We start from the raw sequence: 19613 nt of genomic DNA, 5'->3' as shown, positions 1-19613 counted from the left end.
GTCGAGGAGGCCGCCGCCCTCGCTCGGCTCGTGGACGTCGAGGCAGGGCTGGAGGCGCGGCGCCGAGCGGTCCGGGACGCCCGCCACGCGATCGACGACCTGGTCGCGGCGATCGCCGCGGACGACGAGTGGCTCGCGGCGCGGCCGGCCGCACGCACCACCCTCCTGGCGGAGCTGGAGGCGGCGCGCACCCGCGCGGCCCTGCGGGGCGACCACGAGGCTGCCCTCGCGTCGGCGACCGAGCTGGTCGTCGCGCACCGGGAGCTGGCGGTGACGGAGACGTCACTGGCGGCCGCCGTCGAGGCACGTGCGACCGCGGCGGCCGTGGCGACGGCGGCGCTGGACACCGAGCGCGACCTGCGGGCCGCACGCATCACGGGCCTGGCGGGCGAGATCGCCGCAGGMCTCGACGACGGCGACCCCTGCCCCGTGTGCGGGTCGGCGGACCACCCCGCGAAGGCGGTGCTCGACGTCGACCACGTGTCCGCCGAGCGGGTCGACCGCGCCGAGGCGGACCGCGCGAGGGCAGAGGCCGCCCTCCGGGAGGCAGCCGAGCGGTGCAGCGCGCTCACCGAGCGGGTGGACTCCCTGCGCGTCCGCGTCGGGCAGGTCACCGCCGAGGAGGCCGAGCAGCTGACGGCGCTGGCGCGCGCCGCGCTCGACGAGGCCCGGACGGCCGAGTCGGACGTGGCCCGCCTCGCCCCCGCTCTCGAGGGGTTCGACGCGCAGACGCACGGCCGGGAGACCGAACGGGCCACGGCCGTCGCTCGCCTGACCGGGGACCGGTCCGTCCTCGAGGTCACGGTGCTGGACCTCGACGCGTCCGAGGCGGAGGTCGTCGCGGGACGCGGGGATCACCCGACCGTCGCCGCGCGGCACGCGGAACTGCTGGAACGGTCGGCCGCGTCCATCGAGATCCTCGACGCCCTGGCCGAGCAGGAGGCCGCGCAGGACGAGCGCGACCGTCGCCACGACGAGCTGGCGCAGGGGTTGGCCGAGCACGGGTTCGACTCCCTCGGTGCTGCCCGGGACGCGGCCGTCGACGCCGAGGTGCTCGCCGAGCTGGACCGGATCGTCACCGCGTACGCGTCCGCGCTGGACCGGGTGGCCGCTGGTCTGGCCGAGCCTGCGATCGCGGAGCTGGCGGAGGACCTGTCGGTCGACGTCGACGGCACGCGCTCCGCCGAGACGCTCGCCCGGACGCGCGCCGAGGAGGCCGCGGGGGAGGCCCGGGTGGCCGCCGAGCGCGCCGCAGCGGCGACCGCTGCGGCCGACGATGTGCTCACGGCAGCCGAGACGCTCGCCCGGGAGGTCGAGGCCGCCGGTCCCGTGTCCCRGCTGGCGGACCTGACCGGCGGCGGCGGGGGTGACAACGCGCGCAGCCTCTCGCTGGCCACGTTCGTCCTCGTGCGCCGGTTCGAGGACGTGGTCGCGGCCGCGAACGAGCGGCTGCTGCTCATGTCCGACGGTCGCTACGAGCTGGTCCGCAGCGACGAGAAGGAGGACGTGCGCGCGCGGAACACCGGTCTGGCCATGCGCGTGGTCGACCACGTCACCGGGCAACCGCGTGACCCGCGCACCCTGTCCGGCGGCGAGACGTTCTACGTGTCGCTCTGCCTGGCGCTCGGCATGGCGGACGTCGTGACCGCCGAGGCCGGTGGCATGGACCTGGGCACGCTGTTCGTCGACGAGGGCTTCGGATCGCTCGACCCGCACACGCTCGACGCGGTACTCGCCGAGCTCGGGCGTCTGCGCGCGGGTGGACGGGTGGTGGGGGTCGTGTCCCACGTGGAGGCGTTGAAGCAGTCGATCGCCGACCGCATCGAGATCCGCCCGACCGCCGAGGGGCCGAGCACCTTGGTGGTGCGCGCGGGCTGAGGAGTGGTGCATGCGTGCGCCGGTCGATACCGACGAGCGGGCTCGACCTACCGGACGCGACGTCGGGCGATCGTCACCAGGCCCAGCCGCGGGAGGCGAGCTCGACCTCCTCGCGGAACCGCTCGGCCGGGTCACCCTTGGCCGCCGGCTGGACCTCGACGCCCGCCAGCTGGCACGCCTCCATCAGCAGCTGGTCGTAGGCCAGCTGGGACGCGATGATCCGCTCGGCGCGCGCGAACGTGTGCGGATCGAGCTCCAGGGAGCGCACGTGGTCGGCGACGACCCCCAGCCGCTCCTGCACCCGCAACGTCATGAACGGGTCGTACGTCGGGGGCCGAGGTGGACGCAGACGTGCAGCGAGGCGCTCCAGCCGGGTGGCCAGGAACGTCCGCCATCGCGGCGGCTCGTCGGGCGACGGGAACAGCTGCCAGATCGCCCCGAAGACGAGCGCCGGAAGGAAGAAGACTGCGGCGAGAATCACCCAGCTCATCGTGCGTCCTTCATCGTGCGCGTACGTCCAGGCTAGGTCGCCGATGTGACCTGCGCCACACCTTTCTGGACGTACGAGGTTGCGATGTGGTGACGCCGCCGGCTCAGCCGGGAGAGGGCACCGCGTCCGGCTCGTCCGCGGGGGCGGCGAACGCACGCGCCTTCGTCGCGGACACGTGGTCGCGCTCGGCGCCGCGGATGCTCGTCGCGAAGGCCAGCTCCGCGTCCGTGAGCTCCGCAGCAGCGACGACGCCCTCGGCCTCCTCGACCGGACCGCGCGCCCAGGACCGCCGCACGGCGACGAGCAGCACGGCCGCCACGACGATGACCCCGGCCATCACGGCACCCATCGTCACGGCGGTCGGCTCCCCGCCGAGGCTCGTGAGGGGCGCAATGACCGCGCCGAGCCCGAACTGCAGAGCACCGAGCAGCGCCGCGGCCGACCCGGCCCGGTGCGGGTTCGACGCCAGCGCGATCGCCGGTGCCGAGGGCAGGACGAACCCGGCGGTGCCGAGCGTGAGCACGAGCAGGACGGTGACGGGCCAGAAGGGAGCGCCGAGCAGCGTCGCGGCGAAGAGCGAGAGGCTGAGCACCAGGCCGGCGGCCACGGCACCGGACAGGATCTGCTCCGGGCGGAACCGACCGACGAGCGCGCCGTTCACCTGCGACCCGGCGGTGATCGCGACCGCACCGGCCGCGAAGACCCACCCGAACTCCTGCGGCGAGAGGCCGTAGCCGTCCTGGAACACGAACGTCGACGACGCGACGTAGGTGAACATGGCCGACAGGTAGAACGCGGACATGAGCGCGAGCCCGAGGAACGGCAGGTCGGTGAGCAGGTCGCGGTAGGTGCGCAGCGCCGCCCCGGTGCCGCYCGTGCGGCGCAGCTCGGCGGGCAGCGACTCGCGGAGCGTGAACCACGCCGTGACCAGCAGGATCGCGCCGGTGGCAGCGAGGAACACGAAGATCAGCCGCCAGGTCCCGAACAGCAGCAGCTGCGCACCGATGGTGGGCGCCAGGATCGGGGCGACGCCGACGACGAGCATGAGGCGCGCCATCACCTTCGACACCGCGAGGCCCTCGAACCGGTCGCGGACGATCGCCAGCGACAGGACCATGCCGGCGGCGGCGGTGAAGCCCTGCACGAACCGGAGCGCGGTGAACGCGGTGATGTTCTCCACGAGGGCGAGGCCGAGGGACGCCAGCACGTACACGGTGAGCGCACCGAGCAGAGGCCGGCGGCGACCGAACGCGTCGGAGATCGACCCGAACAGCAGCTGCCCCAGGGCGAGCCCTGCCAGCGAGGCCGCGATCGTCAGCTGGACGGCCGCGGCGGGGGAGTTCAGGTCGTCGGCGATCTGCGGGAACGCGGCGAGATAGGTGTCGAAGGTGAGAGGGCCGATCGCGGTGAGCGCCGACAGCAGGAGGACGAAGCCGACGCTCACGCGCGTCGCGGGGATCCGGGCCATGACTGACCCAAGGTTGCGGACCGCAATCATCTTCCCGGCATGTCCACTCCGTGGGACGGGGCATCGGGTGGCGTGCACCACGGACCGTCACGTCGAAGCGTCGTCGTGCCGATGATCAGGGAGTGACGGGACCGCGAGACGACGCGCCTGCACGAGTCGACGTCCCGCCCGCCGCGACGACGCGGACTCGGGGGCGCGCGGCGACGAACGCCGGCGTCGTCGGTCTGGTCGCCGTGATGCTCCTCGGCCTGACGTCCGGCTGGTCGGGCGCGCTGATGTTCGCGGCGCTGTACATCGGCGTGACGGCGCTGTACGCCGTGGTGCGCCGGCGCTCGTGGCTGGGGCCGATGCGTCGCGGGGTGTCCGCCGCGCTGCTCGCGGGCTCGTTCGCCGTGCTCGTCGTCGTCTCCGCAGTGGCGGCTCCGGCCCCCACCCCTCCCGTGGCCGCGTCGACACCCTCGCCGACCGCCGCAGGACCCAGCCCCACGGCCGACGCGAGCGTGAGCCCCGAGCCGACCGCCGAGGAGCGGGCCACGACGCCGCCCGAGCTCGAGCCGGCTCCCGAGGCCGAGCCTGCCGCCGCGCCGCCCGGGACCGCGCTCGGCACCGCGGCGCTGCTCGCGGTCAAGGGCCGCGCCCCGAAGACCGGCTACTCCCGGGACCTGTACGGCCAGGCGTGGAAGGACGTCGACCGCAACGGCTGCGACACCCGCAACGACGTCCTGCGCAGGGACCTGGTCGACCAGCTGCTCAAGCCCGGGACGAACGGCTGCGTCGTGGCGTCGGGCACCCTCCGGGACCCCTACTCCGCTGCGGCGATCGCGTTCGTGCGCGGCCAGGGGACGTCGACGGCGGTGCAGATCGACCACGTCGTCGCCCTGTCGGACTCCTGGCAGAAGGGCGCCCAGCAGTGGGATGCGCCGACCCGCGAGGCGTTCGCCAACGACCCCCTGAACCTGCTCGCCGTCGACGGAGGGCTGAACCAGCAGAAGGGCGACGGCGACACCGCCACCTGGCTACCGCCGAACACCGCGTTCCGGTGCGCGTACGTGGCCCGGCAGGTGGCCGTGAAGCACGCGTACGGGCTCTGGGTGACGCAGGCGGAGCAGGACGCGATGATTCGCGTGCTGTCGACGTGCCCGGCGGAGCCGCTGCCGCCGGCGTCGCCTGTGCCGTCGCTCACCGCTGAGGCACCCCCCGTCGCGGCCGCCCCGGACGCAGCGCCCGCAGCACCAGACCTCCCGGCACCAGCACCGCCCGCCGCGATCTCGGGACCGTTCGCCAACTGCACCGAGGCCTGGGCGGCGGGGGCCGCGCCCGTGCTCGCCGGCGACCCCGGGTACGCGCCCAAGCTCGACGGGGACGGCGACGGTATCGGCTGCGAGAAGCGTCCCTGACCAGCGGAGCGGGCCGGTGCCCCCTAGCGTGAAGCCGTGAGCGTGCGCGGAGCGGTGGCCGGGGGGATCGTCGTCGTCGTGGTGCTTGCCGCCGGTGTGCTGGTGGCGGACCGGGTGACGCACTCGACGGCGGAGCGGCGGGTGTCCGAGGCGATCGAGCAGAACCTCGACGTCGTGGGTACCCCGACGGTCGACATCGGCGGGTTCCCGTTCCTCACCCAGCTCCTGGCCGGCTCGGTGGACGAGGTCACGGGCGCGGTCGACGGGGTCACGCTCGAGGGCATCGACGCCACTGACGTGACGATCGACGCGCAGGACGTGACCACCTCCGAGCCGTACACCCTGGGCACCGCGACGATCGCTGCGACGCTGCCGACGGCGTCGATCGAGCAGATCGTCGCGGACCGCTCGCAGCTGGACATCGCGGTCGCGGTCGACGGTCAGGCGTTGACTGCCTCGGGCACGGTGCTCGGGCTGGAGCTGGCGGCGAACCTGGTGCCGCGGGTCGAGGACGGGCGGCTGCTGGTGACCGTCGAGAACGTGCAGATCGCGGGGCTGACCGTGTCGGTGGACGACCTGCCGCGGGCGATCGGCAACCGCCTGACCGACATCGAGATCCCCGTGAGCGGACTCCCGGAGGTCCTCGTCCTCTCCGACGCGACCGTGGTCGCCGACGGTGTGCGCATCACCGCGAACGGCACGGACGTCGTCCTGCCCACCGAGGCGCCTCCCGCTCGGTAGGGTCCGTCCTGCCCGCCCGGCTGGGTGGTCGACGACGGACGAAGGACCCCCGTGGACTGGCTCGGCGACGCCTGGCAGGACATCACGACGCCCCAACCGGTGCCGTCGAGCACCGTGGTGCTCCTCACCGCGGCGGGGGTTCTGCTCGTCCTGCTCGTGCCGACGGCGTGGCACGTCGCCCGGCACGGGCTGACGATCGTGCACGAGGCGGCGCACGCCGGCGTCGCGGTGCTCGTCGGCCGCCGCCTCTCGGGCATCCGGGTGCACTCCGACACCTCCGGCCTGACGGTGTCGGTGGGCAAGCCGCGAGGTCCGGGCATGGTGGCGACGGTCGCCGCGGGGTACCTCGGCCCGGCAGTGCTCGGCGTCGGCGCGGCGTGGCTGCTGTCGCGCGGGTACGCGGTCGCGCTGCTCTGGATCCTGCTCGTGGTGCTGGTCCTCGTGCTCGTGCAGATCCGCAACTGGTACGGCCTGTGGTCCGTGCTGGTGACCGGCGCGCTGCTGGTCGGCGTGACGGTGTGGGGCTCGGCGACCGTGCAGAGCGTCGCGGCGTACGCGATGACCTGGTTCCTGCTGCTCGGTGCCCCGCGCGCGGTGCTGGAGATGCAGTCGGAGCGCCGGAGGGCGCGGCGGCGCGGGGTGGCCGACACCTCCGACGCGGGCCTGCTGGGCCGGCTGACGCACACCCCCGGCTCCCTCTGGGTGGGCATCCTGCTGCTCGTCTGCCTGGCCGCCCTCGCCCTCGGCGCGATCTGGTTGATCGGCCTGCAGGTCTAGAGCGTGCGCCGCATGATCGGCCGCTCCGGCGACCGTCGCGCCACCTCGACGAACCCCGCCGCGGCGAACGTCGTCGCGTAGCCCGTGCTCGTCGCGCTGGGGGAGACCGACCCGTCGAGCGGGTAGGCCTCGACCGCGGGCGCGCCGGCGGACCGGGCGAGCTGGACCGCCCCGGCGATCAGGTCGGACGTGACCCTGGCGCGACGATGGCCCTTGCGCACGTAGAAGCACGTGATCGCCCAGACCGGTACGTCGTCGACGCGCCGCAGCCRCCACTGGCGGTCGATCGCCGGGACGGTGTCGCGCGGGGTGATCTGGCACCAGCCGACCGCGACACCGTCCCGGAACGCGAGGAGCCCCGGCGGCGGACCGCCCGCCACGACCGCGTGCAGGTCGTCGCGGTTCTGCTCGGCGGTCCGACGCCGGTACTCCGGCCCGATCCGCCACGCCATGCACCAGCACCGCGCCGCGGGACCGCCGTGGTCCAGCAGCTCCTCCAGCGCCGGCCAGCGGTCCGGCGTCAGGGGGAGGACCTCGGTCATGCCGTGCGACCGACGACGCGGGGGTGGTCCTTCCACGCGGGCATGGTCGCCATGTACGTGAGCGTCTCGGTCTCCAGCTGCTCGCGGGGGGCCGACGGGTGCTGCCGCGACTGCCAGCCGACCATGCGCTCGAAGCGCTCGTCGAATGCCTGCAGGTTCCCGTCCGCGTCGGTGCAGTACGCGCAGTACTGGCCGGACTCGATGGGCATGCCGCAGCTGTCGCAGTGCAGGTCGTGCGTCGTCATGGTCGTGCTCCTTCGTTGAGGGCGTGCAGGATGCCGACGAGGGCCGTGCGGTCCTCGGCGGACAGGGTCGCGGCCGCGCGCGCGATCAGCTCGGTGGACAGGACCTGGCGGTCGCGGTCCAGGGCGTCGAAGCCGGCCGGGGTCAGCCAGACGAGCGTGCGACGCCGGTCGTGGGGATCGGGCTCGCGCGCCAGCAGGTCCTTGGACTCCAGCTGGGTGACGATGTCGCTCACCACGGACTGCGCGCGGTCGAGGTGCTTGGCGGCCTCGCCGACGGTGAGCGGTCCGGCGTGCGCGAGGTGCAGCAGGACCGCCCGCGACGCCCCCGACATCTGCGACCGTTTGCCGTCGCGACGGTGGAACCGCAGGTAGGCCTGCTGGAACGCCTCCTCGAACGCGCGCGCGAAGGCCTGCGGGTCGTCCGTGGGCTCGGGGGAGGTCATGGGCGCCACGCTGCTCCTGACACGATTCATCGTCAATCCCGATGGATGATCGTCGGGTGATCCTGGTGCGCGGCGGCCTGCTGGCCCGTGACGAGCTGGTCCGCGCCGACCTGCGGGTGGTCGGCGACCGGATCACGGAGATCGGTCCGGACCTGCCGGTCGACGGTGCGGACGTCCTCGACGCGGGCGGGCTGGTCGTCCTGCCGGGGTTCGTCGACGCCCACGCGCACGCGGATGCCGGGGTGCTCGACCCCGACGTGCAGGCGGCGCTGACCCACCAGGGAGTGACCACGGTGGTGCTCGGCCAGGACGGCGTCTCGTTCGCGCCCTCACCGCCGGGGTCGGGGGCCACCGAGTACGCGGAGCGGTACTTCGCCGCCATCAACGGCACGCACCCGACGTTCCGCGGCGGGACGGTCGCGGACCTGCTGGCGACCTACGACCGCGCCACCACGGTGCACACCGCCTACCTGGTCCCGCACGGGACGCTCCGGTACGCGGTGCTGGGGGCGGACGACCGACCTGCCCGGCCCGACGAGGTCGCGGCGATGGCCCGCCTGCTGGAGCAAGGGCTCGACGACGGCGCCCGCGGGATGTCGACCGGGCTCGAGTACGCGCCCGCGTCGTCCGCGGACCGCGGGGAGCTGCTCGCCCTGTGCGAGGTGCTGGCTAGGCGGGGTCGGCCGCACGTGTCGCACATGCGCGGGTACGAGGACAAGGCCCCCGCGGCGCTCGCGGAGCTGCTCGACCTGGCCCGCGCCACCGGCGTCGGCACGCACGTGTCGCACTACCACGGGCCCGCCGAGCGCCTCGGCCCGCTCGTCGACGACGCCTTGGCCGAGGGCGTCGACCTCACCTTCGACGCGTACCCGTACCTGCGCGGTGCGTCGATCCTCGCCCTCGTCGCACTCCCGGACTGGCTGCCGCTCGCCGACGCCGACCGCACGCTCGCTCTCCTGGCCGACCCCGCGGTCCGCGACCGGCTTCCCGCGCACGACGACGTCTGGCCGCGGGTGACGCTGGCGTGGGTGCCGGGCATGCCCTGGGCGGAGGGGCTGTCGCTGCTGGAGGCGGCGAGCCGTCTCGGCATGACCCCCGCCGACGCCGTCCTGCACCTGCTGGTCACGACGAACCTGCAGGTGGGCTGCGTGTTCGCCCAGCCGCCGACGAACTCCGACGAGTCCATGCGCGCCCTGCTCCGGCATCCCGCGCACTGCGCCGGGTCCGACGGCATCTACCAGGGCGGCCACCCCCACCCGCGCGGCTGGGGCACGTTCGCTCGCTTCCTCGGCCGGCACGTGCGTGAGCTGGGTGACTGGGACTGGCCCACCGCCGCGACGCACCTGTCCACGACGGCCGCACGGCGGTTCGGCCTCGACGACCGCGGGACCCTGCAGCCGGGCGCGCGGGCCGACGTCGTGCTCCTCGACCCGGCGACGGTCACCGACCGGGCCACGTACGACGAGCCCCGCAGGCTGGCGTCGGGGGTGCAGGCGGTCCTCGTCGACGGCGTCCCGACCCTGCGCGACGCGCGCCTCACCGGCGCCCTCCCCGGTCGCGCGGTCCGCTGAGGAAGACTGTGCCCGTAGCGCTCACCACCGAGAGGCAGTGCGATGACCCGCGAGAAGATCAGCACCCCCGACGCGCCGCAGCCGGCGGGCAACTACTCGCAGGGGATCCGGCTGGGCAACCTCGTGTGGACCGCGGGCTTCGGGCCGCAGCACCCGGTCACCGGCGAGATCCCCGCGTCGGTCGCCGAGCAGACGCGGCAGGTGCTCCGGAACGTCGAGGCGACGCTGGTCGCGGCCGGGCTCGACCTCGGTGACGTGCTGAAGACGACCGTCCACCTGGCCGACCTCGCGGACTTCGCGGAGTTCGACGAGGCCTACGGCGAGTTCTTCCCGTACCCGAAGCCGGCGCGCACGACGGTGGGCTCGCAGCTGGCGGGGATCAAGGTCGAGATCGACGTGATCGCCGGCCGGCTGACGTCCGACGACGACTAGGTCCGCCCACCGCTAGAACCAGGTGGTGACGACGTCGACCACGCGGAGGTCGGCGTCGAGCACCGGGATCACCCGCCACTTGTCGAACGCCGTGCACGGGTGCGAGATGCCGAGCTCGATCAGGTCGCCCACGCGCAGCTCGGTGCCGGAGCCCTCCAGGTAGGCGTGCTGGTCGTTGGTGCGCGTGACGGTCCAGCCCTCGATGTCGACCGGGTCCCCGGAGGGCCGGTGCCGGCGCAGCGGGACCGGGAGGCCGGCGTCGTACGGGACGTCGCGCTTGCCGGCGCCGACCAGCGCGAGCCCGGGCTCGGGGGTCGACGACACCTGCGCCCAGACCCGCAGCGCCGGGTGCAGGTCGCCGGCGATGCGGGTGAACGGCGTCGACGCCACATAGGTCCCGTGGTCGTGCGTCACGTAGGAGCCCGACCGCACGATCGTCACGCTCGGGACGCCGGCGATCTCCGACCCGCCGAGCACCTCCGCGACGACGTCGAAGTAGGCGGACCCGCCGGCGGAGAGCGCCACGTGCTCACCGAGGAGTCCCGCACGGACGAGCATCTCCGCCACCGCGCGGACGTCGGTGAGGAACGCCCGCGCTGCGTCGACGTCGCCGAGGCCGCCCTCGTAGGCGCTGACCCCGACGAGCTCGATCCCCGGGACCCCCGCCGCGCGCTGCGCCACCGCGAGAGCCTGGTCGCCGGTGCGCACGCCGGTCCGACCGCCGTCGAAGCCGACCTCCACCAGCACGCGCAGGTGGCCGTCACCCACCGCGGCGGCAGCGGCGTCCACCGCCTCGACGGAGTCGACGCACAGGAGGATCTCGGCGTCGGCGGCCGTGGCGATCCAGCGCAGGACGGTCGGGTCGAGCACCTCGTTGGCCACCAGCAGCCGACGCACACCGAACGAGTACGCGGCGAGCAGCTGGTTCCCGGTGGCCACGGTGATGCCCCAGGCCCCGGCGTCCAGCTGCGCGGCGAACAGCTCGGGCGACATCGTCGTCTTGCCGTGCGGTGCGAAGACGAGGCCGTGCTCGGCGGTGAACGCCGCGAGCTGCGCGACGTTGTGCGCCAGGGCGTCGGCGTCCAGGGTCATCGCGGGCCAGGTCAGCGAGCCGTCGGTGAGCGTGTGACCCGCGGCGACGAACTCCGACCGGGTCACGGGGGTCGGCGCCCAGACGCCCTTGGTCGTGGGGCCGAGCAGCAGGGGAGGCAGGCGCAGCGTCATGGTGGCTTCACCGTACCGACGACGCACCGTCCGAGCTCCCGGTCCAGCGCCTCACGTTCCGGGGCGGTGACCCACAACCCGTACGCCGCCTTCACGCGCACCTGCCGCAGCGCGTAGACGCAGCGGTACCCGCGGTTGGGCGGGAGCCAGGTCGCCGCGTCGCCGGCGCCCTTCTCCTGGTTGGCGGGACCGTCGACGGCGAGGAGGTTGGCGGGGTCGTTGGCGAACGCCTCGCGCTCGGCCGGCGACCACTCCTGCGCGCCGGTCTGCCACGCGTGCGAGAGCGCGACGACGTGATCGATCTGGACGGCCGCCGAGTCGGGTCCGCGAGCGAACGGGACCGGCACGCCGGTGTAGGGGTCGTCGAGCGTGCCGCTGAGGACCACGCAGTGCTCGACCACGGTGTCCAGGAGGTCCCGCCGCAGGATGTCGTTCCGGGTGTCGCAGCCGTTGCGGTCCACGTCGGCCCACGCCTGGCCGAACCGTTCCCGGGCGTACCCGGTGCTCGGTGCCCTGCCGCGGACGGGGAGGGCGTCGAGCGCCGCGTGGCCGGCGGCGAGGTCGTCGGCGGTCACCGCGTACCGGGCGGCGACCCGGGCCTGGGACCAGGCGGGTGCGCCGGCTCCGATCGCGACGCAGACGACGAGGCCGACGAGCCACGGGCCGGGGCGCTGCCAGGAGGTCACCGTGCCAGGGTGGGCATCGCGTGCCGCACGCAGGGCCTCTCTTGTGGACCGCCGGGGCTGGGGGCGGCTCGCTTGACTTCGAGTGCACTCGAAGGCGCACCATCGACGCCATGAGCGTCGTGACGGACCGGGTGACCCTGAGCATCGCCGAGGCGGCCGAGGCCACCGGCCTGACCACCCACACGCTGCGCTACTACGAGCGTGACGGGCTGCTGCTCGACGCGGTCGACCGGGCGTCGTCGGGCCATCGCCGGTACTCGGACGACGACCTCGGCTGGATCCGGATGATCACGCGCCTGCGTTCCACCGGCATGCCGATCCGGGAGGTCCGCCAGTACGCCGACCTGGTCCGGGCGGGCGACGGCAACGAGGCCGAGCGGCTCCAGCTGCTGGTCGCGCACCGCGACCGCGTCCGGCAGCAGCTGGCCGAGGTGGCCACGCACCTGGAGGCGATCGAGCTCAAGATCGGCCTGTACGAGCGCAGGACCTGCACGAACGCCTGACATCACCTCCGCAGTGCGGCACGTACGGTCGCTCACGTGACCGACAACCGCTCGCGTGGAGACCTCGTTCCGCTCAGAGGAACGAACCCCTCACGCGAGAGGGTGCGGCCGCTCGCCGCGCTCGCGGCCGCCGGGCTCGTCGCGCTCGGGCTCCTCGTGTCCCGGCTCGACCACCCGCTCGCCGATCCCGTCGGCGACGCCCTCTACGCCGCGTTCGTCTACGCGCTCCTCGTCGTCGTCGCCCCCCGAGCGAGAGCGGGGATCGTCGCGGCCGCAGCCTTCGGGCTCTGCTCGCTGGTGGAGCTCGCACAGCTCACCGGGATCCCCGCCGCAGCGGTCGACGCCGTGCCCGCCGCCCGCTACGTGCTCGGGACCACCTTCGCCGCCCTCGACCTCGTCGCGTACGCGGTCGGTGCAGCGCTCGGGGCGTTCGTCCGGCGGCTGTCGGTTGTGCCAGGCTGACCCAGCCTGAGCCGGATCGAACAGTGGAGCGCCGATGGATCCGTCGTACAGCCTGGCCGTCCGGCTGACCTGCGAGTTCATCGGCACCGCGATCCTCATCATCCTGGGCAACGGCACGGTCGCGAACGTGCACCTCAAGGGCTCCAAGGGGTACCGCGGCGGATGGTCGCTGATCGCGATGGGCTACGGGTTCGGCGTGATGATCCCCGCGATGATGTTCGGCGGGATCAGCGGCAACCAGATCAACCCCGCCTTCACGCTCGGGCTGGCCGTGTGGGGGCTGTTCCCGTGGAGCGAGGTGGCGCCGTACATCGTCGCGCAGATGCTCGGTGCGATGGCCGGCCAGATCGCCATCGTGGTCACGCACAAGCCGTACTACGACATGACGACCGACCCTGCGGACATCCTGGCGACGTTCTCCACGGTCAACGCGGTGCACTCGCGGCTCAACGGGTTCCTGTCGGAGCTCCTGGGATCGGTCGTGCTCTTCTCGTGCGCGCTGGCCATCGTGCACTCACCGCTCGCGGTGAACGAGCCCGCCGTCGCCCACCTCGCGCTCGGGTTCCTGGTGTGGGGCCTCGTCGCCGGCCTCGGCGGTCCCACCGGTCCGGCGCTCAACCCCGCGCGTGACCTCGGGCCCCGCCTCGTGCACGCCTTCCTGCCGCTGAAGCACAAGGGCCCGTCCGACTGGGGGTACTCCTGGGTGCCCGTGGCGGCCCCTCTGCTGGGCGGCATCATCGGCGTCGGCGGCTGGTACCTCCTGCTCGGTTGACGCCAGCGCAAGACGAAACCTGCTGTGTACCGGCATGCTCGTCCCCGGGGGTGATCGGACATGGCCGTGGACACCAGCATCTTCCGACGCAAGTCGGTCGAGGACTCCATGGAGGAGTCGCTCGATCCCGAGCGGGCGCTGCGCCGGACGCTGACCACGTGGGACCTGATCGTCCTGGGTGTCGCGGTGGCCGTCGGCGCGGGCATCTTCTCGGTGGGTGCGACAGCGGCGGCGAACTACGCCGGGCCGGCCGTGATCCTGTCGTTCATCATCGCCTCGATCGTGTGCGGGCTGGCCATCATGTGCTACGCCGAGTTCGCCTCGACGCTGCCGGTGGCCGGGTCCGCCTACACGTTCTCCTACGCGTCGATGGGGGAGTTCGTCGCCTGGATCATCGGGTGGGACCTCATCCTCGAGATGCTGCTGGGCTCGGCGGTGATCGCGAAGTTCTGGGGCGTCTACCTGGCGGACGCGTTCAGCCTGTTCGGCGTCGACATCCCGACCACGTTGCAGGTCGGCCCTGTGGACGTGGACTGGGGGCCGGTCGTCATCGTCGGGATCTTCACGGCGCTGCTGGCCCTCGGCACCAAGCTCAGCACCCGCGTCAACAGCGTGTTCACCATCATCAAGGTCGCGATCACGATCTTCGTCATCGTCGTCGGGTTCTTCTACGTGAACACGGCCAACTACTCGCCGTTCGTGCCGCCGTCGCAGCCTGCGCCGGAGCGCACCTCGCTCGAGCAGCCGGTGTTCGCGTTCCTGTTCGGCCTCGAGCCCACCGCGTACGGCGTGATCGGCATCCTGTCCGGCGCGGCGCTGGTGTTCTTCGCGTTCATCGGCTTCGACGTCGTCGCGACCACCGCCGAGGAGACCAAGAACCCGCAGCGGACGGTCCCGCGCGGCATCCTCGGCGGTCTGGCGATCGTGACCGTGCTCTACATCCTGGTGACGGTGGTGGTGACCGGGATGGTCTCCTACACCGAGCTCGCGGCGGCCGACACCCCGTCGCTGACCACCGCGTTCGTCCTGGTCGGCGCCGACTGGGCGGGCCGCGTCATCTCCGTGGGGATCCTGGTGGGCCTCACGTCGGTGCTCATGGTGCTCCTGCTTGGCCTCACCCGGATCGTGTTCGCCATGAGCCGCGACGGGCTGCTGCCCCGCGGTGCGTCGCGGACCTCCCCCAAGTACGGCACCCCGGTCCGGCTGCAGATCGGCGTCGGCATCGTGGTCGCGATCATCGCGGGGCTGTCCGAGGTGGAGCTGCTCGAGGAGATGATCAACATCGGGACGCTGTCGGCGTTCGTGCTGGTCAGCTTCGGCATCCCCGTCCTGCGCAAGCGGCGCCCGGACCTCACGCGCGGGTTCCGGGTGCCCTGGTCGCCGGCGCTGCCGATCGTCGCCGGGGTGGCGTGCCTGTGGCTGATGGTGAACCTGACCACCCTGACCTGGCTGCGGTTCCTCGCCTGGTTGGCGGTGGGGGTGGTCATCTACTTCGCGTACTCGTACCGGCACTCGATCGCCGCGAACCCGCACTTCGACTCGCGTACGGGCGCGAAGCTCTAGTCCTCGATCGGCTCCAGCACGAACACCGGGATGAGCCGGTCCGTCTTCGTCTGATAGCTGTCGTACGACGGCCAGACCTCGTTGGCGCGCGCCCACCACTCGTCGCGCTCGGCGCCGCTCGTCTCACGCGCGAGGTAGTCCTTCTTCACCGCGCCGTCCTGGAGCTCGACGTGCGGGTGCTCGACCAGGTTGCGGTACCAGGCAGGGTTCTCGGGGGTCCCGCCCTTCGATGCGACGACCGCGTACCGGCCCTCGTGCTCGACACGCATGAGGGCCGTCTTGCGCAGCTTGCCGCTCGTGGCACCCACGGACGTGAGCACGATGACCGGCTTGCCGTGCAGCGTGTTGGCCTTCTGGCCGCCGGAGCGCTCGAAGGTCTCGGCCTGCTTGCGGGCCCATGCGGAGGTGCTGGGGGCGTACTCACCAGTGAGAGGCATGTGAACCGGAACCCTCGTGCCGGGCACGCGCATTCCCTGGAGGCTCAAGTGCCTGTCCCGGGCAACCGATGAGGGCGTCACAGGGCGCGCTCGGCGCTCACGGAGAATGGAGCCCCAGCTGTGAAGTTCAACCCGCCGCCGAACTGGCCGGCACCTCCTGAGGGGTTCACGCCCGAGCCGGGTTGGACGCCGGACCCGTCGCTGCCCGCCCCGCCGCCCGGCTGGCTCCTGTGGGTCGAGGACGACGTCACGCTCGCGGGGGAGACCACCGAGGGGACGCGGCACTACAAGCAGGCCGTCACCTCGTTCTGGGTCGGCATCGGCTTCTTCCTGGCCGGCGCGATCTCCACGATCGTCACGTCGAACTCGACCAGCGGGATCTACTGGTACGGCGGCATGATCGTCGGCGTCATCTCCCTCGTCCGGGCGTTCACGGCGTACCGGTCCGCGCGCAAGGAGGGGGCCCCGTCGCTGCGAGGGACCGCCAGGATCGTCGCGATCGTCGGGCTGGTGCTCGTGGTGGGGTCGGGCGTCACCGCCGCCGCCTCGTTCTTCGGGCAGGAGAGCCTGTCCGCCACCGCCGGCTCGTGCTGGCACATCGACGACGAGGACACCGCCCTGCTGGTCGCGTGCGAGGACGCGCACGAGTACAAGGCCGTCTCCCTGGTCGACGACATCGAGAAGTGCCCCGAGGACATCTACCTCGACGGCGACGACGCCGGCACGTACCTCTGCCTGCAGCAGGACTGACGAGTGCGACGCCCCCGGTCGGGGGGCGTCGTCGTCACTTCTTCTGCTCGTCCAGGTAGTCCTTGGCCTTCTCGACGACGCTGTCGACCGTGCTGTCCTGGCTGTCGTTGGTCCGCGCCTTGACGGCCTCGCCGGCCTTGTCGAGCGCGTCCTTGGCCTGCTCCTCGTGCCCGCTGAGCGCGTCCTTCGCCTTGCCGACCAGATCCTCGATACCCATGGCGCTGTCCCTTCGTCTCGTGACGCGTCTCAGTCTGTGACCTCGACCGCGGGAGCGCCCGACGAGCCGTGCTCGACGGTGGTCCGGGGCATGGCGGCCGCGGCCGCGACCGTGGCCAGCGCGACCAGCGTGACGGCGCCGAACGCGAGCGTGACGGCGTCGCCGAACTGCGCCGGGTCCTGCGCGGGGGTCTCACCGTTCATCAGTGCGTTGACCAGCGCTCCGAGCGCCGCGACGCCCACCGCGCTGCCCATGGACCGCGCGAACAGGTTGGCCCCCGTGACCACCCCCCGGTCGCCCCAGCCGACGCTGGACTGCGCGGCAATGAGGCTAGGGGACGCGACGAGCCCGAGCCCGACGCCGGACACGAAGCACGCGAGGCCGACGGCCCAGACCGAGGGGTGCAGCGAGGCGAGCACGAGCCCCGCGGTGCCCAGCACCACCACTGCGGACCCGATGAGCATCGTGGTGCGGAACCCGAGCCGCAGGAAGAGCCGGCCCGACTGCGACGCCGCGATGGGCCAGCCGATGGTCAGCGCCGCGAGCGTGAGCCCCGACGTCAGCGGCGAGACGCCGAGCAGCGCCTCCAGGAACGTCGGCACGTACGAGGTGAGGCCGATGAGGATGATCCCGACGCCCACCCCGACCAGCGCCGAGGCCCGCAGCAGCCGCCTCGAGAACACCCACAGGGGCAGCACCGGCTCCTCCGCCCGCTGCTCCACGCGGACGAACGCGACGAGCAGCAGGGCGCCGACGGCGAACGCCCCGACGCTCGGCACGGAGAGCCACTCCCACGCGTTCCCGCCCTCGAGCAGCGCCAGGATCAGCAGGCTCATCCCGGTGGTGAGCAGCACGCCGCCCGCCCAGTCGATCCGGTGCCGGGTGCGCTCGACCGTCTCGTGGAAGTACCGGACCAGCAGCCACGCGGCGGCGAGGCACAGCGGGATGTTGACGAAGAAGATCCAGTTCCAGGACAGGAACTCGGAGAACAGCCCGCCGAGCGTGGGACCGACCACCGACGAGACGCCCCACACGCTCGCGATGTAGCCCTGTGCCTTGGCCCGCTCGGCGACCGTGTAGATGTCGCCCGCGATCGTGATGGCCATCGGCTGCACCGCGCCGGCGCCCAGACCCTGCAGGGCACGGAACGCGATGAGGGCGGGCATGCTCCACGCGAACCCGCAGAGGATCGAGCCGAGCAGGAACAGGCCGATGCCGAGCAGGACCACCGGCTTGCGGCCGATGGTGTCCGCCAGCTTGGAGTAGATCGGGACGCTCACGGCCTGGGTGAGCAGGTAGACGGAGAACAACCACGGGAAGCTGGTGAAGCCACCGAGGTCCGCGACGATCGTCGGCACCGCGGTGGCCAGGATCGTCGCGTCGATGGCGACCAGGCCGGTGGTCACCATGATGGCGACGAGGATCGGGCCGCGGTCGGAGCGGAAGCCGACGCCGGTGCTGCTCAGGGGTACCTCCTCGGTGGTGGTTCTGGCTCGACCCTAGGCTGGCGGTGTGACGCACCAGTACGCGATGACCGGGTTCACCGTCCGCGACCACCGGGTGGAGGTGCCGGTCGACTGGTCCGCACCGGAGCGCTTCGGGTCGATCGAGGTGTTCGCCCGCGAGCTGGTGGACCCGGAGCAGGCGTCCGACGACCTGCCGCTGCTCCTGTTCCTGCAGGGCGGGCCCGGCGGTCAGGGTCCGCGGCCGCTCGGCGGCGGCTGGATCGCGAAGGCGCTCGAGAGGTACCGCGTGATCCTGCTGGACCAGCGGGGGACCGGGCGCTCGTCGCCGGTGGACGGGCGGGTGATCGGCGGGTTCGACGACGCCGCGCAGGCCGGGGACTACCTCGCGTGCTTCCGCGGGGACGCCATCGTCGAGGACGCCGAGCACCTGCGCCGGACGGTCTACGAGGGCCGGCAGTGGGCCACCCTCGGGCAGTCGTACGGCGGGTTCCTCACGCTCACCTACCTGTCGCGGCACCCCGGCGCGCTCACCCGCTGCTTCGTGACCGGCGGGCTCCCGCCGGCGACGGCCACCGCGGAGGAGGTCTACGCGCACACGTACCGTCGGCAGGCGGCGCGCAACCGCGAGCTCGCGCGCCTGCACCCGGCGGACGTGCCGGTGCTGGGGCGGATCGCGGACCTGCTCGGCGAGCGCGACGCGGTGCTCCCGAACGGCGACCCGTTCACGCCCGAGCGCCTGCAGCAGCTGGGCATGCCGCTCGGCATGAGCACCGGGATCGACGAGGTGCACTGGCTGCTGGACACCGCGCTCCGCGCCGACGGCGGTCTCTCCGACGGGTTCCTCGCGGCGGTGGCCGACCAGACCGGGTTCGACGGCGGGCCGCTCTACGCGGTGCTGCAGGAGGTCATCTACCACCAGGGCGACCGGGAGCCCGGCTGGGCGGCGCAGGCCGAGCACGACCGGTGGCCGTCGTTCGCCGCGGCCGCCCGCCCGCTGCAGCTCACTGGCGAGGTCATCTTCCCCTGGATGTACTCCCAGCACCGCGCGCTGCGCCCGTTCCGCGGGGCCGCCGAGGAGCTCGCCGCCCGGACGTCGTGGCCTGCGCTCTACGACCTGGGCCGGCTGGCGTCGAACGAGGTGCCGGTGGCGGCCGTGCAGTACTACGACGACCCCTACGTGGACCTGGACCTCGCGCTGGCCACGGACGTCGGGCACCTGGACGTCTGGATCACCAACGAGCACCTGCACGACGGGCTGCGCGCAGCCGGCGACGAGATCCTGCCGCGACTGTTCGACCTCGCCGCGGGGAAGGCGCGCGTGACGGGCCGCTAGGCCTGCGGACGTGCCTCGTGGCCGGGGCGGCCGTGGGTGCGGTTCTCCTCCTTGAGCCGCGCCTCGTACACGTGCCGGCGACCGGCCAGGAGCTCGTCGCGGACGCGCCGCTCCGCGGCCTCGAACACCCGGTAGTACTGCTCGTCGTAGGCCTCGACCACCTGGAACGTCCACCGACCCGGCAGCACGTTGCGGCCGACGAGCTCGGCGCGGAGC

The 19613-nt window shown here is 72.9% G+C and carries 22 protein-coding genes and 1 pseudogene; 12 read left to right on the top strand and 11 right to left on the bottom strand.

Annotated features, from left to right (window positions below; genetic code table 11):
* Positions 1 to 1878, top strand: a 1878-nt coding sequence (locus AC1DUQ_RS04210; RefSeq protein WP_477073430.1) for an SbcC/MukB-like Walker B domain-containing protein, incomplete at its 5' end; no start/stop codon positions are given.
* A gap of 73 nt (positions 1879 to 1951) precedes the next feature.
* Here the strand turns inward: AC1DUQ_RS04210 and AC1DUQ_RS04205 are convergent.
* Both AC1DUQ_RS04205 and AC1DUQ_RS04200 read right to left on the bottom strand, forming a co-directional pair.
* Positions 1952 to 2368, bottom strand: coding sequence for a hypothetical protein (locus tag AC1DUQ_RS04205; RefSeq protein ID WP_056086017.1), 417 nt, complete (start codon positions 2366 to 2368; stop codon positions 1952 to 1954).
* A 103-nt stretch (positions 2369 to 2471) separates the two neighbouring features.
* The gene (locus AC1DUQ_RS04200) at positions 2472 to 3836 is read right to left on the bottom strand and encodes a multidrug effflux MFS transporter (protein ID WP_477073429.1); all 1365 of its coding nucleotides are present in this window, start codon (positions 3834 to 3836) and stop codon (positions 2472 to 2474) included.
* 122 nt (positions 3837 to 3958) lie between these two features.
* Here AC1DUQ_RS04200 and AC1DUQ_RS04195 point away from each other — a divergent pair, with 122 nt between their 5' ends.
* The 3 genes from AC1DUQ_RS04195 to AC1DUQ_RS04185 are packed head-to-tail and all read left to right on the top strand — an operon-like array spanning position 3959 to position 6751.
* Positions 3959 to 5233, top strand: a complete 1275-nt coding sequence (locus tag AC1DUQ_RS04195) for a GmrSD restriction endonuclease domain-containing protein (protein WP_477059672.1) — start codon at positions 3959 to 3961, stop codon at positions 5231 to 5233.
* A gap of 36 nt (positions 5234 to 5269) precedes the next feature.
* Positions 5270 to 5974 carry an LmeA family phospholipid-binding protein gene (locus AC1DUQ_RS04190; protein ID WP_477059673.1) on the top strand — a complete coding sequence of 235 codons (705 nt, stop codon included), beginning with the start codon at positions 5270 to 5272 and terminating at the stop codon, positions 5972 to 5974.
* A gap of 51 nt (positions 5975 to 6025) precedes the next feature.
* Positions 6026 to 6751 carry a M50 family metallopeptidase gene (locus tag AC1DUQ_RS04185; protein WP_477059674.1) on the top strand — a complete coding sequence of 242 codons (726 nt, stop codon included), beginning with the start codon at positions 6026 to 6028 and terminating at the stop codon, positions 6749 to 6751.
* Here AC1DUQ_RS04185 and AC1DUQ_RS04180 read toward each other — a convergent pair.
* The 3 genes from AC1DUQ_RS04180 to AC1DUQ_RS04170 are packed head-to-tail and all read right to left on the bottom strand — an operon-like array spanning position 6748 to position 7981.
* Positions 6748 to 7293 carry a GNAT family N-acetyltransferase gene (locus AC1DUQ_RS04180; protein ID WP_477073428.1) on the bottom strand — a complete coding sequence of 182 codons (546 nt, stop codon included), beginning with the start codon at positions 7291 to 7293 and terminating at the stop codon, positions 6748 to 6750. The genes AC1DUQ_RS04185 and AC1DUQ_RS04180 overlap by 4 nt on opposite strands.
* Complete coding sequence (locus tag AC1DUQ_RS04175) at positions 7290 to 7538, bottom strand: zinc ribbon domain-containing protein (RefSeq protein WP_477059676.1); 249 nt, start codon at positions 7536 to 7538, stop codon at positions 7290 to 7292. Before AC1DUQ_RS04175 ends, AC1DUQ_RS04180 begins: the two co-directional genes overlap by 4 nt.
* Positions 7535 to 7981 (bottom strand): MarR family winged helix-turn-helix transcriptional regulator, encoded by a 447-nt coding sequence (locus AC1DUQ_RS04170; protein ID WP_477059677.1) that lies wholly within the window; start codon positions 7979 to 7981, stop codon positions 7535 to 7537. Before AC1DUQ_RS04170 ends, AC1DUQ_RS04175 begins: the two co-directional genes overlap by 4 nt.
* A 41-nt stretch (positions 7982 to 8022) precedes the next feature.
* Here AC1DUQ_RS04170 and AC1DUQ_RS04165 point away from each other — a divergent pair, with 41 nt between their 5' ends.
* Both AC1DUQ_RS04165 and AC1DUQ_RS04160 read left to right on the top strand, forming a co-directional pair.
* Positions 8023 to 9552 carry an N-acyl-D-amino-acid deacylase family protein gene (locus AC1DUQ_RS04165; protein ID WP_477059678.1) on the top strand — a complete coding sequence of 510 codons (1530 nt, stop codon included), beginning with the start codon at positions 8023 to 8025 and terminating at the stop codon, positions 9550 to 9552.
* A 42-nt stretch (positions 9553 to 9594) separates the two neighbouring features.
* Complete coding sequence (locus AC1DUQ_RS04160) at positions 9595 to 9984, top strand: RidA family protein (protein ID WP_477059679.1); 390 nt, start codon at positions 9595 to 9597, stop codon at positions 9982 to 9984.
* A 12-nt stretch (positions 9985 to 9996) separates the two neighbouring features.
* On the opposite strand, the gene AC1DUQ_RS04155 is transcribed toward AC1DUQ_RS04160, so the two are convergent.
* Together AC1DUQ_RS04155 and AC1DUQ_RS04150 are read right to left on the bottom strand one after the other, a co-directional pair.
* Positions 9997 to 11208 carry an alanine racemase gene (locus tag AC1DUQ_RS04155; protein ID WP_477059680.1) on the bottom strand — a complete coding sequence of 404 codons (1212 nt, stop codon included), beginning with the start codon at positions 11206 to 11208 and terminating at the stop codon, positions 9997 to 9999.
* Positions 11205 to 11894, bottom strand: coding sequence for an HNH endonuclease family protein (locus tag AC1DUQ_RS04150; RefSeq protein WP_477059681.1), 690 nt, complete (start codon positions 11892 to 11894; stop codon positions 11205 to 11207). The genes AC1DUQ_RS04155 and AC1DUQ_RS04150 overlap by 4 nt, the downstream gene beginning before the upstream one ends.
* 110 nt (positions 11895 to 12004) lie before the next feature.
* On the opposite strand from AC1DUQ_RS04150, the gene AC1DUQ_RS04145 reads away from it, so the two are divergent.
* The 4 genes from AC1DUQ_RS04145 to AC1DUQ_RS04130 are packed head-to-tail and all read left to right on the top strand — an operon-like array spanning position 12005 to position 15194.
* Entirely contained in the window at positions 12005 to 12397 is a 393-nt protein-coding gene (locus tag AC1DUQ_RS04145; protein ID WP_477059682.1) for a MerR family transcriptional regulator, read from the top strand.
* Between the two features lie 36 nt (positions 12398 to 12433).
* Positions 12434 to 12859 (top strand): ribosomal maturation YjgA family protein, encoded by a 426-nt coding sequence (locus AC1DUQ_RS04140; RefSeq protein WP_477073427.1) that lies wholly within the window; start codon positions 12434 to 12436, stop codon positions 12857 to 12859.
* Between the two features lie 34 nt (positions 12860 to 12893).
* Positions 12894 to 13631: an MIP/aquaporin family protein gene (locus AC1DUQ_RS04135; protein ID WP_477059684.1), complete on the top strand. Its 738-nt coding sequence runs from the start codon at positions 12894 to 12896 to the stop codon at positions 13629 to 13631.
* A 60-nt stretch (positions 13632 to 13691) separates the two neighbouring features.
* The gene (locus tag AC1DUQ_RS04130) at positions 13692 to 15194 is read left to right on the top strand and encodes an amino acid permease (protein ID WP_477059685.1); all 1503 of its coding nucleotides are present in this window, start codon (positions 13692 to 13694) and stop codon (positions 15192 to 15194) included.
* Here the strand turns inward: AC1DUQ_RS04130 and AC1DUQ_RS04125 are convergent.
* On the bottom strand, positions 15191 to 15631 hold the full coding sequence (locus tag AC1DUQ_RS04125; protein ID WP_477059686.1) for a nitroreductase family deazaflavin-dependent oxidoreductase: 441 nt from the start codon (positions 15629 to 15631) through the stop codon (positions 15191 to 15193). The genes AC1DUQ_RS04130 and AC1DUQ_RS04125 overlap by 4 nt on opposite strands.
* Positions 15632 to 15751: 120 nt before the next feature.
* Between AC1DUQ_RS04125 and AC1DUQ_RS04120 the strand changes: the two genes are divergently transcribed.
* Positions 15752 to 16381, top strand: a complete 630-nt coding sequence (locus AC1DUQ_RS04120) for a hypothetical protein (RefSeq protein ID WP_477059687.1) — start codon at positions 15752 to 15754, stop codon at positions 16379 to 16381.
* 34 nt (positions 16382 to 16415) lie between these two features.
* Here AC1DUQ_RS04120 and AC1DUQ_RS04115 read toward each other — a convergent pair whose 3' ends face one another.
* Entirely contained in the window at positions 16416 to 16598 is a 183-nt protein-coding gene (locus AC1DUQ_RS04115) for an antitoxin (RefSeq protein WP_056085984.1), read from the bottom strand.
* A gap of 29 nt (positions 16599 to 16627) precedes the next feature.
* A complete protein-coding gene (locus AC1DUQ_RS04110) occupies positions 16628 to 18007 on the bottom strand; it encodes an MFS transporter (RefSeq protein ID WP_477059688.1) in 1380 nt (459 codons plus the stop codon).
* Between the two features lie 103 nt (positions 18008 to 18110).
* On the opposite strand from AC1DUQ_RS04110, the gene AC1DUQ_RS04105 reads away from it, so the two are divergent.
* Positions 18111 to 19397: an alpha/beta fold hydrolase gene (locus AC1DUQ_RS04105; protein WP_477059689.1), complete on the top strand. Its 1287-nt coding sequence runs from the start codon at positions 18111 to 18113 to the stop codon at positions 19395 to 19397.
* On the opposite strand, the pseudogene AC1DUQ_RS04100 reads toward AC1DUQ_RS04105, so the two are convergent.
* Positions 19394 to 19613, bottom strand: a pseudogene (locus tag AC1DUQ_RS04100) (hypothetical protein); the annotation flags it as partial. The gene AC1DUQ_RS04105 and the pseudogene AC1DUQ_RS04100 overlap by 4 nt on opposite strands.

The sequence above is a fragment of the Cellulomonas sp. P4_B5_2 genome (assembly GCF_056402235.1).
The sequence above is the reverse complement of the archived record's forward strand: the minus strand, read 5'-3'. Positions and strand labels throughout refer to the sequence as shown.